Raw genomic sequence first — 16,840 nt, forward strand, 5'->3', positions numbered from 1 at the left:
GGAAGGTTTCAGGATGAGAAAACCAAAACTCCCGACCGGGATTGACAACTTTAAAAAGATTCGCAATGGAAATTACTATTATGTAGATAAAACTTCCCTCATAGAACAGATTTTAAATAACGGAAGTGAGGTCACTCTTTTTACGCGCCCACGCCGTTTTGGAAAATCCCTGAATATGAGTATGATTCAGCATTTCTTTGAAATTGGAACGGATCCAGCACTTTTTGACGGCTTGAAGATTTCTAAGAATACAGAGATTTGTGAACAATATATGGGAAAATATCCCGTTATTTCCATCAGCTTAAAAGGAATTGATGCCGATTCCTATGAAAAAGCCCGTGCGCAGCTCATAAAAACAATCAATCGTGAGGCAAGAAGATTTCAATTTCTTCTGGAAAGTGACAAATTGAGCCGGGTTGATAAAGCACTTTTTTCAGAACTTCTGACAAGAAATATGGAAGAAGACACCATTACCAGCAGTCTTCAGGAACTGACAGAACTGTTGGAAGTTCACTATGAACAGCAAGTGGTTGTCCTGATTGACGAATACGATGTTCCGATGGCAAAAGCCCATGAAAATGGATATTATGATGAAATGGTATTGCTGCTTCGAAATATGTTCGGAAATGTTTTAAAGACAAACAGCAGTCTTGCCTTTGCTGTTTTGACGGGCTGCCTGCGAATTGCAAAAGAAAGCATCTTTACCGGACTGAACAATTTCAAAGTATATTCGATTACAAATACAGAATTTGATGAAACCTTCGGTTTTACAGATGAAGAAGTAAAGACCATGCTGCATGACTATGAAATGGATGACCGATATGACGAGGTAAAAGAATGGTATGACGGATACCGATTCGGAAAAGCAGATGTGTACTGTCCATGGGATGTTGTGAACTACTGCAATGATCATATCCATAATCCAGAGGCCGAGCCGGAAAATTACTGGATGAATACAAGCGGGAACAGTGTGATTCATCATTTTATCGACAGCATCAATGAACCGGATATGCTCACAAAAACAGAACTGGAATGGCTGGTAAATGGAAAAACAGTGATCAAACAAATCGACGAAATGGTTACCTACAATGACCTGTATTCGACCATGGATCACCTGTGGAGTACACTTTTCATGACAGGATACCTGACGCAGCGCGGAAGAGAAAGCGATGGCCGCTATTGCCTTGCAATTCCAAACCGGGAAATTCGAAATATCATAACAGAACGGATTCTTACACTGTTTCAGCAGGAAGTGAAAAAAGACGGGAAAATGGCAGAACAGTTCTGCCAGGCACTGCTTGGGGGAAAATCAGCAGAGGTGGAAAGCCTTTTGAATTTGTATTTGCAGAAGACAGTTAGCGTACGCGATACCTTTGTGCGGAAATCACTGAAAGAAAATTTCTATCATGGAATTCTGCTTGGAATCTTAAGCTATAAAAATGACTGGCGTGTATCTTCCAATCGAGAATCGGGAGAAGGATTCAGCGATATTGTGATTGAAATGGGAAATGCAGAAACAGGAATTGTGATAGAAGTGAAGTATACAGATGAGAAAAAAGATCTGGAAAGAGATTGCCGGAAGGCATTGGAGCAGATTCGGGATAAAGATTATACGCAGACACTGTGGCAGGAGGGCTATAAAAAAATGGTGCAGTATGGGATTGCATTTCATTTAAAACAGTGTTGTGTGATGGAAGAAGAGATGCAGCGTAAGCGGAATCGGGATGGGGCTCTGAATCGTTACAATTTGTTATAAAATTCAGGGCAGAGATATTGCCCTGAATTTTATATACGGACAAGTTTCTGTCAACATTTTCCGTTCGATATGAGATAAAATGGTAATATTCAAAAGAAAAAGCCTACCATGAGGAGAAAAAAGATGGAAGAAAAGACAGCAAACATGGCAGAGAATATTCGCGTTACATTCACCGGGTTCCACTACATAAAGGATGGCGATTATCCAAATGACTTCGAGGTATGCTTACTGATCCTGAAAGACAACAGCTTATCAGCAGGCTGCTGGGATACAGGATTATATGCCACGGAAGGCGGCAAGCAGCCAGGTGCATTTCGACAGGCAAGGGGCTGCTTTATCGATGCGGACTATGTAAAAGCCTGGACGAAGCTGGAGGATAAGGTGTATAATTTTCAGCAGAACAGCATTGTGTGACTGGGATACGAGAGGAGAATTGCAATGGATAGAAGAAGTAATAATATCGCGATCTTTCAGGACTCCATGGATTTGATAAAAGCAAACCAGAAGCTCCAGCAGGCAGTTCAGTTTTCGATTCAGAACCAAAAGCTGTATGTTCCATCGCAGGCAATTGCGCTTCCAGAACCTGGAAAATCATCTTGCAAAACGATTGTTTCATCTAAAAGAAGCTTCGAAGCCGCCTCTGCATACGCAAAAGCCGGAAAGCGAGTCTGCGTCCTGAATTTTGCATCTGCAACTAATCCCGGCGGCGGTGTAACACGGGGAAGTACGGCACAGGAAGAATGCCTTTGCCGATGCAGCACACTTTATCCATGCCTAGATACAAAAACGATGTGGCATCAGTTCTATCAACCGCATCGGAAAGCAGGCGATCCACGCTACAATGATGATCTGCTGTATACACCAGAAGTCGTCGTATTTAAGACCGACACCTCTGCACCGGAACGAATGGAAGAAAAAGACTGGTATCAGGTAGACATCATTACCTGTGCGGCCCCGAACCTCCGAAAGAAACCAAGCAATGCCATGAACCCGTCCGCAGGAAATGCGCCGGTTAAGATTAATGAGAAAGCACTGTACGAACTTCAGATGCAAAGACTGGAACGTGTTTTTCAGGCGGCAGCATCGAACGGAGCGGAAGTTCTGATTTTAGGCGCGTTTGGCTGTGGCGCTTTCTGCAACCCGCCGAGAATCGTAGCACGGGCATTTCGGAGCGTACAGGAAAAATATGCATCTTATTTCGAAACAATAGAGTATGCGGTGTTCTGTGGCAGAAATGATACGTTGAATTATGATACATTCAATCAGGTGCTTGGAGGTAGAAAATAGAATTTATAGCAACCCCGAAAAGAATGCAAAAAATTCAGTACCACAGAGTGTGAATTATTGTGTCACAGATTTTCGTCGTACCCGGGTACACTTTAAAATTTGTTCCTTGCGATTCGCATTTTGCAGCATTGTCTTTTTTGCATTATTTTCGGGCTTTCCTATAAACTGGGCTCTGAAAGAACGTAAAAGCGAAAAAAAAATATGACTTCATGAAAGGCAGACAAGATTAATTTTTTAAGAATAAAAAGCGTTATACAAATGTCGTCTGTAATAAGTAGAATAGGCTATGACAAACAGGAGAGGGGAAAAGGATAAATGAAGGTTCTGAACTTTGAAGACAGCGTTTACAAAGCAAATGCAATCCGCAAGGTATTGAACCAATGCGGCGTGGTTAAAATTGAACTGGTGTTAAATGTCGAGGATGGTCTGCAGATGCTGAAGAATGCGGAAGACACTGGGGATCCGTTCGATTTGATTATCACAGATATGCATTATCCCATGAAGCAGGGAGCTGTCAGTGATACGGAGGCGGGAGAAAAGCTGGTTTAGCTCCTGCAGGAGCAGGGCAAACAGACAAAGGTTATCGTATGCTCATCCAGAAATATGAAGCTTCCCGGAATGTATGGTTGTATCTGGTATTCGGAAATCAGTGACTGGGAAGAAGAGCTGTGCGATCTGGTAAGAGAAATGGAGAAGAATCGATGATTTACGCGATGAGCGATATTCATGGACAGTATGAGCAGTTTCTGACGCTGTTGGAGCAGATTGGTATTCGGAAAGAAGATACTCTTTATATCTTAGGCGATGTAGTCGATCGTGGACCAGAGCCAATGAAAATCCTGAAATACATGATGGCACATTCCAATATCATTCCGATCATAGGAAATCATGAAGTCATGGCGCTGCCGAATTTGAAACTTCTGGTGCCGGAAATTTCGGGGGATTTTCTGGATAAACTGCCGTCGAAGGTGTATCAGGATTTTGCCGACTGGACGCAGAACGGCAGTACCAGTACAATCCAGGATTTTTGTAAACTGCCGCCGGAAGAACGGCACCAGGTAGTACAATATATGAAATCGTTCCGCCCATACGGAAAAGAAATTGTTAATGGGCAGGAATATTGGCTGGTGCATGCCGGACTGGATCATTTTTCGGAAACAAAACGTCTGGAAGAATATTCGGTAGAGGATCTGGTATGGACGCGGATTGATTACGAAATTCCATATTTCAATGATATCATTGTAGTCAGCGGCATACACCGACACAGAATATCCTTGGGAACAACCGCCTAGGGTATATTTTTAAAGCAAACCATCACATTGCGATCGACTGTGGAGCAGGGAAAAGCAATGGAAGACTGGCGGCAATCTGCCTGGATACCGGGGAAGAATATTATGCGAGGTAAATGCTGCAAAGAGCAAAAGAATGCGAACTGGAACAGCTGATCCATGATGTTTTTTGTTATGATGTGACGGGAAAAATTCTTGGGGTAGAAGATGGAAAGCAAGAATATAAATCATACTTTTCAAGTGCATGGTCGCGGATAGAGTGAATTATCAGATAAAAGATGAATAAACGAGAAAAAAACAAATTTATATTAAAATAATGAAAAAAAGAATGGCAAAAGAAAGCAGGCTGCGTTATAATAAAAAATAATTAAAGTGTGTAATGAAAAATTAATGAAATGAGTCTGGGAGAAAACAGAAAAGTAATGGAAAATGACATTTATATCGTCAAAAAGAAAATCAGTACAGAAAATTTTTTGTTGAAATTGAATCAACAGGCACATCAGCTTGAAGTTTATAAAAAAGCAGATGAGCAGGCTCTGCGGAAGAATTACAGCATCCGAAAGGATTTTGTCCCGTGTGAATATACGATTTATGAAAAAATCAAGGAAATGCCATGTCTGTTAGGCCACGAAGATTCACCAACTCCTTATGGTGTGTTTGATATTGTAAAAAAATCGAAGGTAAAAGAAGAATATATCAGCGGTTATCATAAAAAGTATGAGCAGATAAAATTTTTTGGCTATCTGGTGATTTTCGAAGACTACTTTATTCACAGTGATCTTTACATGGACAGTGTGACACCCGAAACATTTGAGCAGGCAGAGCCAATCAGCAACGGAGATACTGGCACGGCAGGCTGCATTCGGATCAGCCAGAAAAATGTAGAGTGGCTGCTGGAAAATATAGAAGTAGGAACTACGGTAATCCTTTGAGGGGATGGAAAAAAAGATGGTATTTGCGATTATATTATTTGTTTTACTCCTTGGGTATTATGGAATTGTAAAAGGTGAGGAGGATTCCTTAAAAGCTTTTTTCATCATTATCGGCATTGTGGTTGTACTATGGGGAATTGGGACGTTGTTTAAAGATAATAATGGCTTAGATGATGAAGATTATGAGAAAATCAGAATATATGAAGAAAATCATAAAGATGATTGGAAAGGATACAAGGGAACAAGGCGAAATTCTATGGCAGAAGATGAAAAATTGAGGTCAGATGGAATAGACCCTGATGAATATAGAGAACGACATAATTATTAAAATGTGCGAAAAATTAGGAGAATTTCTTTGAGTGGATAGGTGAGAAATGGAAAAATATTGGAAAGGTGTTAAAAATACAGAAGAAATAGACAGAGGGCTCTATATTATACTTCCTCTGCGCTACCAGGGAGATTTTCAGAAAATACCGTTTAGTGCGAAAAAAACAAATACAGACCAGAATAATAAATCAGATGAAGAAAAGGATCGCTCCGGATTTGATTCCGATGATTTTCTGGAAATTCTATCTATAAAATGCCGTTCTGGTGAATTTGTCAAAAGGTGTATGCTGGAGGAGACGGTTGCAACGGTAAAGAGAAAATGGAAAGAAGCAGTAAAGATCCCCTTTCCTTATGATCTGACGCAATTGCAAGTATTTTCTTTCAACAATGGAATTGCCTTTTTAACTGTGTATCTGGCATATAAAAATAAAGACGTCCAGGAAATTTATCAGTTAATCAATCCGGAATACATAGATGATAAAAAACAGGAAATTCAGGACAGTCTGTTAGCAATTTTAGAACAGGAAGTATTTGAATCATGGCATAAGGAATATGACGTTCAGTTAAAATGATTCGGCCAAAGCGAAAAAACAAAAATCTACATGATGAAAGAAGCTTACCGACTGAATGTGGCGGCACTTCCGAAACGTTTTGAAGAACGGAAGATTGCGGAGAAAATTGCCTATAATGAACATCGGCTGATTGATGTAGCGAAGGAGTTTTCCGATTTATCGGAGAAAGACGTTGAGTATGCATCTGGGGCAAGGGATGTAAATGACAGCCATTATGGATGGGCATGTGCAATTACATCACAGGAGATTGCCTATGCGTATGGTCCAAAACCTGGGAAAACAGTTCCAATTACAGCAGAAGCATTGCCAGAACGAGCAGAAGACGATCTGGCACTAACGATGATTGTAATGTATCAAAAATATACTTGTATGCTGTTGAATGAAAAAATCCATGAGAGATTTCAGGGGATTTCAGCTCAGAGTATTCGAGGACTGAAAAAAGAAGCATTGGAATTCATCGCATACGGAACACTGACACCATCCCAGGTGTCAAAATGGAATAATGTCTGTGAGACATATCGAGTGCTGCAGAAAGAAAATGGCGTGAATGAAGCACTGGATGAGATCAAAGAAAAAATCGAACTGTTAAACGAAGAACAGGATCACATCGACAGCAAGCGGGAATCACGAGTGAGTATGATTATCACGGTATTTGGATTCTTTTCCATTATCGCGGCGGCGTTGCAGATATTAGATTACTTGAGTTCAGGGAGAGGGGTGATGATTGGGGGATTTGTTGGCATGGTGATGGGAATTTTGGGGATATCTTTTGGAATAATGCTGAGAGCAAAAAAGTAAATGATTCTGACGAAAGGTGAAAATGAAAATGGTGACTAATGAAAAAATTTTTGAGTATTATAAAGAAAAAGAAGAGTTTCCGATAGTGACAGAAAAATTTTTGCAAGAATATTATAAAAAAGAGAACTTTCAAGCGTATGAGGCATTTTACTTCTATTGTACACAAAAAAAGATTATATGCCCTAAATATGGAGAGAAACATATACTAAATTATGAAAAATTAAAAGAATGGATAGGAGAAAAATCTGAATTTAAATCAAGCGTGGACGAGCTAAAAAAATATATAAATATAGATAAGAGTATTCCTTGTGAAAAAATTAAGAATTATAATGTGCCATCACAGAAATGGCATTTAATTACGTCTTATTTTGGCCAATGTATTGCAGAGTATATCACAAACAATAAAAAGCCCGGAGAGTTTTTAAGAAAAACTTTTAATAAATCAGCTATACGTTATTATCCGTTAAAATTATGGATGGCAGAAACAGCTGGGGCAAAAAGTGTAGAAAAAATCGCACAAGAAATAAGCGCTGGTGATTTGCAAGAAGCAAAAAACATCATTAAAAGTAATCAATTGTGGGAAGAAATCTTAAATAATGTGATTAAAAAAGTAGAAACTACACTTTGAAAATTCAATATTTTAACCCCAAAAATAATTTATAGACTTAAAATGTGTGGGGTAAAGTGTATTGTACAGAGATTAAATATTTAAATTCAATAAGCATTTTGTGAAAAACGATTCGAAATGCAATGAAACTATCAATATATTGAGACTAATCCATTATGTAATGCACAGAAAAGAAAGCGTGCTATAGTGAATGTAAACGATTTAGCAAAGCAAGTCTCTTCCATCCTCACCCCACAAACCGACAATTTCTACCGTGACATTCATACCTACGGTCATTTCTTCCACAACACAAATGACATAATGTGGTGGGGCGATGTAGGAATGAATTTTCTGACACGCGCCCCGTTTGACGTTCGGTGGCTGCGTGAGGAAAGATTAGATGATCCATATGGCGGATTTCTGTATGAGACCACGGTAGAAGATAAAGTCCTTATCATGTTCAAGCATAAATACAACCAGGAAAAATATGATCAACCCGGAGTTGATTTTTCATCCTGCTCCTACGAGTTTTTCTATTCCAATCATCCGTTTTTGCGGACAGGTTTATGGAGCGGAACCATGCGTCTGCGCTATGCGTATGTTGTCGATTTGAAAAACAAAAGTTTCAAACTGGCATCCCAATGGAAATCCAAGGTACCGTCTTACGACACGAAAGAGAAGTACGAACGCACAGAGCTGAATGAAATTTATAACACGTTGCAAAAGGAACTGGATGGAATTGCGGATCAGGTACAGGCAGAATATCTTGAGATGCAGCGAAAAGCAGCCAGGGCAGCGTATGTGAGGGCATGTTTTGATCCGGTTAACGGACGTGAGGATAAAGAAGCATTAGGAGAATATGACCGCGCCGAACAGGAATTTGTGAAATCTTTGTATACTTTGGCAGAAGCTGTCATGAAAAGAAAGGAATGCACCGTGATTTACGATTTTCTGTCGGAATCAGGCACGCTGACCAATAGCAGAATTTCTATGCTCGCATTTCTTGCTGCGATTGAAAAAACAAGAATCTGGTAATGGACAGAAACTCCCGAAAGAAGGACAATAGAAAAAAGAAAAGCAATTTGATGATGTTATGCATGCTGCCCGGAGAATGGGCAGCATGATTTTTTAAAATTCATAAGGCGTTACACAAACAACGCTTGCGAATGCTAGAATGGCCTCAACAAAGAAAAAAAGACCGAAAATGAAATAGGATCAAGGAAAAATCCAGCAACTGGATACTCAGATTAAGTGGAGGAATACAAACAATGGGCTTAAAGAACGATATAAAATTTAAAATTTTACAGGAGCTAATGCAAGAGACAAATATAGAAAGACCAATATCCATTTGGAAACTGCGCGATGCTGTTTATGGGGAAATTTCCGTAGAGGGAGACAAAGAGAAGAAAAAGAACAAACGCGATAACCAGATCAGAACTGTAAAAAAGGATGTCTTTGAACTGGAAGCGGAAGGCATTGTTACGATCACCGAGATGGATGAGGATGGAAAGATAGATAATAAAAAGAATATTATCTATTACAATCATCCATTGAGTCAGAAAAAACTGCCATTTCTGATTGAACATATTTTTACCATGACAGCAACGATGGAGGAAAAACAGGAAATTATTCGAGATCTGATCACCTGTGCCGGAGTAGGAAATATTAAGAAATATCATTGCTATCTGGAAAGGTTTTCCCCGGAATATTTATTAGATGATGTGGGAAAAGCGAAGGTTTCAAAAGAACGGAAATATCCGAAAATACCGCAGATGGAAGGCGAAGAGGTCGTCCGCCGGGCAGAACCGTGCCACTATACAAATCTGCATGAGAATATGAGCAGAATCTTTGAAGCACTGAGCAATCAGACAGGACAGTTTTTTCGGAAAATCTCATTTAAACTCATACAGTATACGAAATCAGGGGAGCGTGCTTATGTCGATGGTGGAAAGGTCTATGTCATTTCACCTTATTTCATCAGCAGTTCAAATGGGAAACTGTGGCTGGTTGGAAACCATGAGCCGTATCAGGGTTTGTCCAATTATCCGATTGAACGCATGGACGAAATTCAGGTGCTTGAGCCGGGAGAGGGAAGATACCGTCCGATGTCTGAATTGGAAGACGAGAACAAGAAGCTGGATAAGTATCGTTATGTAGCAGAACACCAGGGTGGCAGCTATGGCAGTGTGGAACCCATCATTTTACGGGTGCGGAAAACGCCAAATGCTTATACGATCATGTATCATACGTTTGATGATGAGTTTTATTTCCTAAAGGGTGGAACAGAGGAATATGATCGGGTGCTGGTATATCGAACCGCGTATTTTATGGCAAACTGGGCGATGATGAATTCAAGGGATGTCATCGTGGAGACGCCGTCTGTACAGGAACTGATCCGAAATAAAATGAAAGAACTGGAAGGGCTTTATCAGACCAATGAATAAACCAGAAGTTCAATGAAAAATTCTGGAAAGTGTGTAAAAATAGGGAAATATAAAAATTTTTGCAGGGTGCGTAAGGAGGCGTTTGTTACGATGACAGAACAAGGTAAGGTTCATTATCTACTGGTGCGTGGCTATGAGGAATTTCATGATGAGGATGAGTGGCTTGGAATTTATTCCACTTGGGAAAATGCAATTGCTGCATATGAGAGAGAACATGCTGCGCTGGAAAGAGAAAAGGCGAGAGATCTGGAAACCTTTGGCGAACGGGCTATGCAGCTTGCCATGCGTGAAGAAATCCAGATTCACAGCTTTGAGGAAACGACGGGAAGATGGCGATACCATCTCCAGTCAAAAGAAAATCTGCAGAAATGAAAAATGGAATTGTAGTATGAATTATTTTTTTGTTCCGCAAGAAGCGTTACACAAACAACGCCTATTGCGGATAGAATAGGCACATAACAAAAAGCTGTTTCAGATCCAAGGTCAGGGAGGAAAGATACATGTGTAAAAGACATAAACGTTTTGTGATATTTCTGGATGTTGACGGAGTGCTGAATACCACAACCACAGTCCAGAAAACCCAGGATGGATATACGGGGATTGATGATGCACGAGTGGAAGTCCTGGCAAAGACAATTGAAAAAATTGGTGGAGCAGATCTTGTTTTGTCTTCCGACTGGAAAGAAATGAAACCGACAGATGATGATTATGTGTATCTCATTTCTAAACTTGCTTTGTGCGGGCTGTCGATCGATGGGCAGACACAGGATCAGATGTACAAAAGGGGAGAAGGGATTTTGAAATACCTGAAAGCACATCCGGAGATTGAAGAGTATGTAGTTCTGGATGACTGCAGATTTGACTTTCAAAAGGACCGAAAACTCTGGGAACATCTGCTGCTCACCAATGGAATCGAAAACGCACAATTTGCATCGGAAACCCCGGCGGTGGAGGCAATCGTGTTTAGGGATTATCTGAAGCTGTTTTGAAACAGGAGTACTCAAATGAGAAAGAGAATCAGCAGAATGATAGGAAATATATTGTAAAGTGACAAAAAAGTTTTTCTGCGCCAGATACTGAAGGAGGAGCAAAATGAAAAATCAAATTACAAAAGAAACCGTCTATCGTATCCCAGCTGATGTGAAGAGAGAAAGTGCTGTGACCCTGCAGGAAAAGCATCTGCTTCAGAAATTCACCAATATTCTCCGCGAGGATGGGAAAAATTACTGGTTCAATGCGGAGAGATTTCTGCGGACAGCGGAAGAATACAACTTTACAGTTTCAAGCATGATGAGAGACATCGAATTATCAGAGTATGTGGAGGAAGAAGAGATTCCAAGTCTTAAGACGCTTCGCAGATTACTCAATTATTGTGAATATCCAGATGAGAAGCTTGTGGTCGGAATTCAGGCGATTAAACGGATTGGAAAAGCGCTGTACGGGAATCAAAATGCGTTCCTTGAAAATATCGATGAAGAGAGTCTTAGCTGCATGGCAGAGCAGTATCTGAAGATTCGGGAACAGTGAAAGTAAAATCCTGTGAAACAGAAAAGTGGCCAAAAGAGTGTCCACATGCAGGAACGGTTCCATGATAAGATAAGGCATACCCGGAAAGTAAACCACAAGTTCAATGCAAATGCCGGAGAGAAGTGGAATAATAGGAGTACATCAGAACACCGGCGGATGCATCAGAATACCGAACAGATCAGGAGGAACAACTCGATATGACGTTGAACGAACTTTTCGCAATTCAGGAAGCAGACGTAACAAAAGAATTCCTGTTGAAAGCCGGCTGGAGTGAGATCGCAGAAGAACCGGCGGAGATATTCCGGCGGAGCAGGCTGGTTCCTGACAGAGTGGAATCACATAAGGAATACAAAAGTTAAAAGAGAAATATGAGTGAGGTAGCTCAGCCATGGTAGAGCAGAGAAACCAAGCCGATCATGGGTGTGGTCGGTACAGCAAAAGATCTATTGTCGCTGGTTCGATTCCAGCCCTCACTCCTGAAACATGAAAACTCACAGTCAACGTACAAAAGAATGGAGACGAGATCACAAATGAACACAGGATCTGCAATCGAAACTGAAAGATTATTCCTTCTCCCAAGCCGGACGGACAGAGACTCCGAGGCATTTTTACAAATGCTGCGGGATGATGGCGACTTCTACATATTCTGCGGAGTCAGCCCATCCGAAAAACATGTGATGGGGTTTGCCAACTACTTTGAGAGAACCGATCATGAGCTTTGCACCTATTCCATTTTTCCCAAACAGCAGAAAGACAAGTTTATTGGTTACGTAGGCGTACATAGAGAAATGGAAGACGAATACGAAATTGAATTTTATATCGCCAGAGAATACCGAAGAAACGGCTACTGTGAAGAAGCCAGCCGAGAGCTGATTAATCAGCTCTTTGGTGATGGGGTTTCTGCAAACGGAAAGAATCTTTTCATCGATAAGCTGTATGTGACAACCCAGACAGAAAATGAACCAACGATCAGCCTGCTGCGGAAGCTGGGGTTCAGAGAAGTAGAGGACGGCCCGGTCATGGTTGTGCTGGGTAACATTTTCGAAAAAGAAGATAATTTTTTCGCACACGAAGTAGTAAAACTGGTACTGACAAAGGAGGAGTTTTCTGATGGCAATTAAATTTGAAGAACTGAGAAAATATGTTGCACGCAATGTCCGCTTATCCATCTGTTTTGAGGATGGTTATTACCACGATTATCTGATGATGTCAGACATTCCGGAACAGAAATATGCCGGCTTTTACATCTATGGAGTCGGAATGGTGGATGTGGAATTTTCCAGAGATGTTTATGCGGCCCTGCCGGAACCGGAAGGAGAATGCTGGTGCAGGAAAGATGATACAATGAAACCTGCGATGGAACTTATGATTTCGGAAGAACCGCGGGATATCAAACGGAGTGTGGAACAGAAGCTTTTGTTCCGGGATCTAAAACCGTATCTGCAGATCGGCAGACATTTTTCTATCGTAAATCGAAATGACTGGTCATCTGAATACTATGAATATCGGAGTGAGATACCGGAGAAATACGATGATATGTATGTGTACGGCATCGGAATGGAAGAGTGTCCACATGTTGAGAAAATGTGGATGGATGTTCAGTATGAAACGGTTCACAGAAAGCAGATGGTGATTGTGCTTTCCAATCAGCCGAGAGAAGATCTGAGAACAGAATAAAAGAGAACTTTTTATGCAACGGAAAAAGGAAAGGAAGAGAGCCAGAGATATGGATAGAGATCACACGTTTGATTTACCAGATTTAACAGAAGACTTCTGGAAAACCGTTGTGTTTGCACAGGAGGATCCCCCTTCTGGAATGGGCGGCCCGGGATGTGTATGTCTGCTCAGCAAAGAGGGAAAAGAGTATATTTTCGGATTTGAAGAGACACCATTTTACAAAAGTACCGAGCTTTTCCCGATCTTTGAGACGACCGATGAAAGAATTGGTTATCGTCATAAATATAAAGCAGAAGATCACGGCTGGAAATATCTGGAGAAAGAAAATGCACTGATCCGGGAAGACATTCTGGATGAGTACAGCAAAGCGGCTGCGGAGGCGAAACGGGAAAAGGAAAATTTCTGGCATTTTTATGCCATCGATCTGGCCGGCCGGGCAATTGGCGTGGAGCATCTGGAACGATATGATTACATCGGAAGCGTTCTGTACAGGGAAAGAATGGATCGGGAAATGGCGGAACGCCGGAAAAAACGCGAGAAGGAGAAACTGACGGAGAACGAATTTAACTGGAAGCCGATGCATGTGAACAATATTCCGGATAATTCTGAGATGGGCGTTTACGCACTGTTGATGAGAAGGAATGACGGAAAAATCAAGGGTGTAAAATACTCGATTCTGTATCAGTACGAGGAGCACAGCCCGATGCTGATATACAGTGATGCAAAGGTGGAAGCCTATATTCTTTTCTACGCGGATTACGATGATATCATCGGTCCGTGGGATTATCATTCTGTCAGCAGACAGGAATGTGCAGAGCTTTACGGAAAAGAAAATCATTTTCCGCCGGAATTGGCATATTATGACTGGATTACGTTTTCAGATGGTGATATTCATAACTTCGGCAGATTTCTCCGCACATTCCAAAGTCTGGAAGAAGCTAAAGCATATGCGATGTATTATGCGAATGTGAACAGCGGCGGAATCAACAAGAAAACAATTCTGAAACAGGAGGAGGAATCCAGAATCGAAGATCATGTGAACCGCATTGCACATTACGAAGCATATCAGATGTATCGAAAATATTATAAAAAAATTCTGGATGCCATCAGCGAAGAAAACTGTTTCCCGGATTCCTGCAGCGGAGGCGGTGTGTATCTCCGAGAGGCTATTTTAAAGAAAGTACCGGAAATCACAGAAGAACAGCTCAGAATGATCTGGAGAGAACTTCCATTTGTACTCGAGAAGAGAACACAGGACTGGATTGAACGGGAAAGGCAGTTCAGCGAGAAGTATATCCGGGAGCAAAGGAAAGAGACAGAAGGAGTTTTTTAAGACAAGAACCTGTCCACATACGGGATACGGCAGGTGGTAAGATAGCAGATAGAAAGAGACAACAGCAGGATTACCGGTAGAGCTCACAAGGGAGGTATCATCGAATGATTCTTTACAAATACACGGCAGACTGTTCAAAACTGAATCTGGAACAGGAAGGTACAACGAAGAAAGGATATGAGGGCCTCTATCCCCGGCGAAGTGACATTGCGGAATGGAACAGTAAATTTTACACAGCCTACCGTACAGAAAAGAAGTTTTTCATTATGATCAGTGATATTCGGAAGGATAAGATGACGATTGTAGCTGAACTTGAAATGGAAGTGGATCCTCGGGAATGTGTGGATTATATTCGGAAGATACTGCCGGAAATGGAGCTGCTTGCATGTGAGGAAATCACAAGTGATGAGTTTTACAAAGAAATGGTCCGGACAGAACGGAATAACTGGACGGAGTGCTACCTCCGGTCAATGAAAGAGGACTTAAAGCTTGATACGGAACCGGAGCACAGCTATTATGAACCTGTTGCGTATCAGGTAAGTGAACGGATTTACACGTCCCAAAATATGACCAGACAAAAGCAGTCAGAACAGATGCAGGAAATTATGGCATCGGAGAGCTTCTATGAAGAGATGGAGCGGATTTATGCTCCGGAAAATGAAAAACGTTTTGTTGGGCATCCCGTGCATTATCTGATCACAGCCGGTGACAAAGCGGCTGCGGATGATATGATTGATATTCTGATTCCAGCCCTTCTGGAGAATCAGAGACTGCTGAGCGGCAGGGCTTATGATGTACAGAAGATGACACATAAAGCAGAACGGGAAGGAAATTTTGACAATATTTTCTCCGGTGCCCAAGGTGGTACGGTGATCTTAAGTCTGGAAGGCGAAAAGAGTACCGGAATGTATGCCACCGGCAACTATGATCTGGCGAAAGCACTTGGGAATAAGCTGAATGAGTATGGAAATTCTACCTTATTTATCTTTGTAGATATTTCCGGAAACCGCAGTGTATCGGGTGATACGATAGCGGAAATCCTTTCCAATGCGGATCTGATTCAGATTCAGGAAGGCCAGGGAGATCTGAAGCGGGCGTCTGCTTATCTGAAACGTCTGGCGGAGAAAACGGAGTATCACGATTACACGATAGACGAGCTGACGCAGTATCTCCCGAAAGAAAAGAAGCTGTATTCGGTTTCGGATATTTATAACGCTTACAACCGCTGGTATGGCCGCGGATTGAAAACCCATATCTACAAGGCCTATAAGGAAAAAGACCTGGTCAAAATTGAGCTGAAAAAGAAGACAGATAAGCCTTACTTGGAGCTGCAGAAAATGGTAGGCCTGTCGGAGGTAAAGAAAGTGACAGATGAGATCCTGGCGGCGGCCAAGATGCAGAAGATGCGGAAACAGATGGGTCTTCCGTGGGTTCAGTCATCCATGCATATGCTGTTTTCCGGAAATCCAGGGACAGCAAAGACAACCGTGGCGCGTCTGCTATCCCAGGTCTTGAAGGAAGAGGAAGTGCTGAAATATGGCCACATTGTCGAGTGCGGCAGGCAGGATCTGGTCGGAAAGTACGTCGGCTGGACAGCACAGATTGTTGAGAGTAAATTTCAAGCGGCGCGTGGCGGCATTCTGTTTATCGATGAGGCGTATTCTCTTGTAGAAGACAACCGCACGTATGGCGCCGAGGCAATCAATACCATTGTGCAGGAGATGGAGAATTACCGGGATGAGGTCATTGTCATTTTTGCAGGATATCCGGAGAAGATGAAGGAATTTCTGGAGCAGAATGAAGGTCTTGCAAGCCGCATTGCCTTTCACCTGAATTTCCCGGATTACTCACCGGTAGAACTGACGCAGATTCTGGATCTGATGCTGGAAAAATCGGAATACCGGATGGACGAAAGAACAAGGGAAAAATGCTTTTCCATCTGCGCCGATGCATGCCGGGAAGAAAATTACGGTAATGGACGGTTTGTCAGAAACCTGCTGGATCACGCTATTATGCGCCAGGCAGAACGCCTGATTCGGGAACATCAGAATGGTACGCTGGGAAAAGAGGAGGCATGTTTTCTGACGGCGGACGATTTCGAGATGATCGGACTGAAAAAGAAACCACAGAGCCGGCAGATCGGGTTCTGCGCCGGGCGAACAGCATAAAAATTAAACCAGCGGTTAAGTGCAGAAAACGAAAGCATGTGATACAGTATATACATGAAGATTGCGGGAGTGCAAAGCACGTAGCAATCTGGTATCAAAGGGGTCAAAAAACCTTTTGACCCC

At 41.8% G+C, this 16,840-nt stretch carries 20 protein-coding genes and 1 tRNA gene; all 21 read left to right on the forward strand.

What is annotated here, in order from left to right; all coding sequences use genetic code 11:
* Positions 1-13: 13 nt before the first annotated feature.
* The 21 genes from DWZ44_RS11400 (at position 14) to DWZ44_RS11490 (ending at position 16,717) form a co-directional block, all read left to right on the forward strand.
* Positions 14-1,756 (forward strand): AAA family ATPase, encoded by a 1,743-nt coding sequence (locus DWZ44_RS11400; RefSeq protein WP_117804900.1) that lies wholly within the window; start codon positions 14-16, stop codon positions 1,754-1,756.
* 123 nt (positions 1,757-1,879) lie between these two features.
* A complete protein-coding gene (locus tag DWZ44_RS11405; protein ID WP_117804901.1) occupies positions 1,880-2,170 on the forward strand; it encodes a hypothetical protein in 291 nt (96 codons plus the stop codon).
* 24 nt (positions 2,171-2,194) lie between these two features.
* On the forward strand, positions 2,195-3,043 hold the full coding sequence (locus DWZ44_RS11410; RefSeq protein ID WP_117804902.1) for a TIGR02452 family protein: 849 nt from the start codon (positions 2,195-2,197) through the stop codon (positions 3,041-3,043).
* Positions 3,044-3,358: 315 nt separating this feature from the next.
* A complete protein-coding gene (locus DWZ44_RS11415) occupies positions 3,359-3,592 on the forward strand; it encodes a hypothetical protein (RefSeq protein WP_117804903.1) in 234 nt (77 codons plus the stop codon).
* A 152-nt stretch (positions 3,593-3,744) separates the two neighbouring features.
* Positions 3,745-4,335, forward strand: a complete 591-nt coding sequence (locus DWZ44_RS11420; RefSeq protein ID WP_243002069.1) for a metallophosphoesterase — start codon at positions 3,745-3,747, stop codon at positions 4,333-4,335.
* A gap of 419 nt (positions 4,336-4,754) precedes the next feature.
* Positions 4,755-5,264 carry a L,D-transpeptidase gene (locus tag DWZ44_RS11425; protein WP_158565892.1) on the forward strand — a complete coding sequence of 170 codons (510 nt, stop codon included), beginning with the start codon at positions 4,755-4,757 and terminating at the stop codon, positions 5,262-5,264.
* A gap of 16 nt (positions 5,265-5,280) precedes the next feature.
* Positions 5,281-5,592: a hypothetical protein gene (locus tag DWZ44_RS11430; RefSeq protein WP_117804905.1), complete on the forward strand. Its 312-nt coding sequence runs from the start codon at positions 5,281-5,283 to the stop codon at positions 5,590-5,592.
* 46 nt (positions 5,593-5,638) lie between these two features.
* Positions 5,639-6,163, forward strand: coding sequence for a hypothetical protein (locus DWZ44_RS11435; protein ID WP_117804906.1), 525 nt, complete (start codon positions 5,639-5,641; stop codon positions 6,161-6,163).
* 30 nt (positions 6,164-6,193) lie between these two features.
* Entirely contained in the window at positions 6,194-6,961 is a 768-nt protein-coding gene (locus DWZ44_RS11440; RefSeq protein WP_117804907.1) for a DUF308 domain-containing protein, read from the forward strand.
* Between the two features lie 28 nt (positions 6,962-6,989).
* Entirely contained in the window at positions 6,990-7,589 is a 600-nt protein-coding gene (locus tag DWZ44_RS11445; protein WP_147342478.1) for a hypothetical protein, read from the forward strand.
* Between the two features lie 321 nt (positions 7,590-7,910).
* A complete protein-coding gene (locus DWZ44_RS11450) occupies positions 7,911-8,603 on the forward strand; it encodes a hypothetical protein (protein ID WP_117804909.1) in 693 nt (230 codons plus the stop codon).
* A gap of 278 nt (positions 8,604-8,881) precedes the next feature.
* On the forward strand, positions 8,882-10,012 hold the full coding sequence (locus DWZ44_RS11455; protein WP_158565894.1) for a WYL domain-containing protein: 1,131 nt from the start codon (positions 8,882-8,884) through the stop codon (positions 10,010-10,012).
* Positions 10,013-10,102: 90 nt separating this feature from the next.
* A complete protein-coding gene (locus DWZ44_RS11460; RefSeq protein WP_117509814.1) occupies positions 10,103-10,384 on the forward strand; it encodes a hypothetical protein in 282 nt (93 codons plus the stop codon).
* A gap of 128 nt (positions 10,385-10,512) precedes the next feature.
* Positions 10,513-11,001 carry an HAD domain-containing protein gene (locus DWZ44_RS11465; protein ID WP_117804911.1) on the forward strand — a complete coding sequence of 163 codons (489 nt, stop codon included), beginning with the start codon at positions 10,513-10,515 and terminating at the stop codon, positions 10,999-11,001.
* 103 nt (positions 11,002-11,104) lie between these two features.
* Complete coding sequence (locus tag DWZ44_RS11470) at positions 11,105-11,539, forward strand: hypothetical protein (protein ID WP_117509816.1); 435 nt, start codon at positions 11,105-11,107, stop codon at positions 11,537-11,539.
* A gap of 197 nt (positions 11,540-11,736) precedes the next feature.
* Entirely contained in the window at positions 11,737-11,898 is a 162-nt protein-coding gene (locus tag DWZ44_RS18215; RefSeq protein ID WP_156327583.1) for a hypothetical protein, read from the forward strand.
* Positions 11,899-11,910: 12 nt separating this feature from the next.
* Positions 11,911-12,015: transfer RNA gene (locus DWZ44_RS18220), tRNA-OTHER, on the forward strand.
* Positions 12,016-12,069: 54 nt separating this feature from the next.
* Entirely contained in the window at positions 12,070-12,660 is a 591-nt protein-coding gene (locus DWZ44_RS11475) for a GNAT family N-acetyltransferase (protein ID WP_055228064.1), read from the forward strand.
* On the forward strand, positions 12,650-13,216 hold the full coding sequence (locus DWZ44_RS11480) for a hypothetical protein (RefSeq protein ID WP_117804912.1): 567 nt from the start codon (positions 12,650-12,652) through the stop codon (positions 13,214-13,216). The genes DWZ44_RS11475 and DWZ44_RS11480 overlap by 11 nt, the downstream gene beginning before the upstream one ends.
* A gap of 49 nt (positions 13,217-13,265) precedes the next feature.
* Entirely contained in the window at positions 13,266-14,549 is a 1,284-nt protein-coding gene (locus tag DWZ44_RS11485) for a hypothetical protein (RefSeq protein WP_117804913.1), read from the forward strand.
* A 104-nt stretch (positions 14,550-14,653) separates the two neighbouring features.
* Positions 14,654-16,717 (forward strand): AAA family ATPase, encoded by a 2,064-nt coding sequence (locus DWZ44_RS11490; RefSeq protein ID WP_117804914.1) that lies wholly within the window; start codon positions 14,654-14,656, stop codon positions 16,715-16,717.
* Positions 16,718-16,840: the final 123 nt, after the last annotated feature.

Source organism: Blautia sp. AF32-4BH (genome assembly GCF_003460565.1).
Classification (GTDB): Bacteria; Bacillota; Clostridia; order Lachnospirales; family Lachnospiraceae; genus Fusicatenibacter; species Fusicatenibacter saccharivorans.

Bases quoted from the DNA above. Each gene is read 5' to 3' on its own strand.
- DWZ44_RS11475 (WP_055228064.1), top strand. From the start codon at position 12,070: ATGAACACAGGATCTGCAATCGAAACTGAAAGATTATTCCTTCTCCCA.
- DWZ44_RS11435 (WP_117804906.1), top strand. From the start codon at position 5,639: ATGGAAAAATATTGGAAAGGTGTTAAAAATACAGAAGAAATAGACAGA.
- DWZ44_RS11430 (WP_117804905.1), top strand. From the start codon at position 5,281: ATGGTATTTGCGATTATATTATTTGTTTTACTCCTTGGGTATTATGGA.
- DWZ44_RS11410 (WP_117804902.1), top strand. From the start codon at position 2,195: ATGGATAGAAGAAGTAATAATATCGCGATCTTTCAGGACTCCATGGAT.
- DWZ44_RS11450 (WP_117804909.1), top strand. From the start codon at position 7,911: ATGAATTTTCTGACACGCGCCCCGTTTGACGTTCGGTGGCTGCGTGAG.
- DWZ44_RS11445 (WP_147342478.1), top strand. From the start codon at position 6,990: ATGGTGACTAATGAAAAAATTTTTGAGTATTATAAAGAAAAAGAAGAG.
- DWZ44_RS11425 (WP_158565892.1), top strand. From the start codon at position 4,755: ATGGAAAATGACATTTATATCGTCAAAAAGAAAATCAGTACAGAAAAT.
- DWZ44_RS11420 (WP_243002069.1), top strand. From the start codon at position 3,745: ATGATTTACGCGATGAGCGATATTCATGGACAGTATGAGCAGTTTCTG.
- DWZ44_RS11400 (WP_117804900.1), top strand. From the start codon at position 14: ATGAGAAAACCAAAACTCCCGACCGGGATTGACAACTTTAAAAAGATT.
- DWZ44_RS11490 (WP_117804914.1), top strand. From the start codon at position 14,654: ATGATTCTTTACAAATACACGGCAGACTGTTCAAAACTGAATCTGGAA.
- DWZ44_RS11465 (WP_117804911.1), top strand. From the start codon at position 10,513: ATGTGTAAAAGACATAAACGTTTTGTGATATTTCTGGATGTTGACGGA.
- DWZ44_RS11485 (WP_117804913.1), top strand. From the start codon at position 13,266: ATGGATAGAGATCACACGTTTGATTTACCAGATTTAACAGAAGACTTC.
- DWZ44_RS18215 (WP_156327583.1), top strand. From the start codon at position 11,737: ATGACGTTGAACGAACTTTTCGCAATTCAGGAAGCAGACGTAACAAAA.
- DWZ44_RS11440 (WP_117804907.1), top strand. From the start codon at position 6,194: ATGATGAAAGAAGCTTACCGACTGAATGTGGCGGCACTTCCGAAACGT.
- DWZ44_RS11480 (WP_117804912.1), top strand. From the start codon at position 12,650: ATGGCAATTAAATTTGAAGAACTGAGAAAATATGTTGCACGCAATGTC.
- DWZ44_RS11470 (WP_117509816.1), top strand. From the start codon at position 11,105: ATGAAAAATCAAATTACAAAAGAAACCGTCTATCGTATCCCAGCTGAT.
- DWZ44_RS11405 (WP_117804901.1), top strand. From the start codon at position 1,880: ATGGAAGAAAAGACAGCAAACATGGCAGAGAATATTCGCGTTACATTC.
- DWZ44_RS11415 (WP_117804903.1), top strand. From the start codon at position 3,359: ATGAAGGTTCTGAACTTTGAAGACAGCGTTTACAAAGCAAATGCAATC.
- DWZ44_RS11455 (WP_158565894.1), top strand. From the start codon at position 8,882: ATGCAAGAGACAAATATAGAAAGACCAATATCCATTTGGAAACTGCGC.
- DWZ44_RS11460 (WP_117509814.1), top strand. From the start codon at position 10,103: ATGACAGAACAAGGTAAGGTTCATTATCTACTGGTGCGTGGCTATGAG.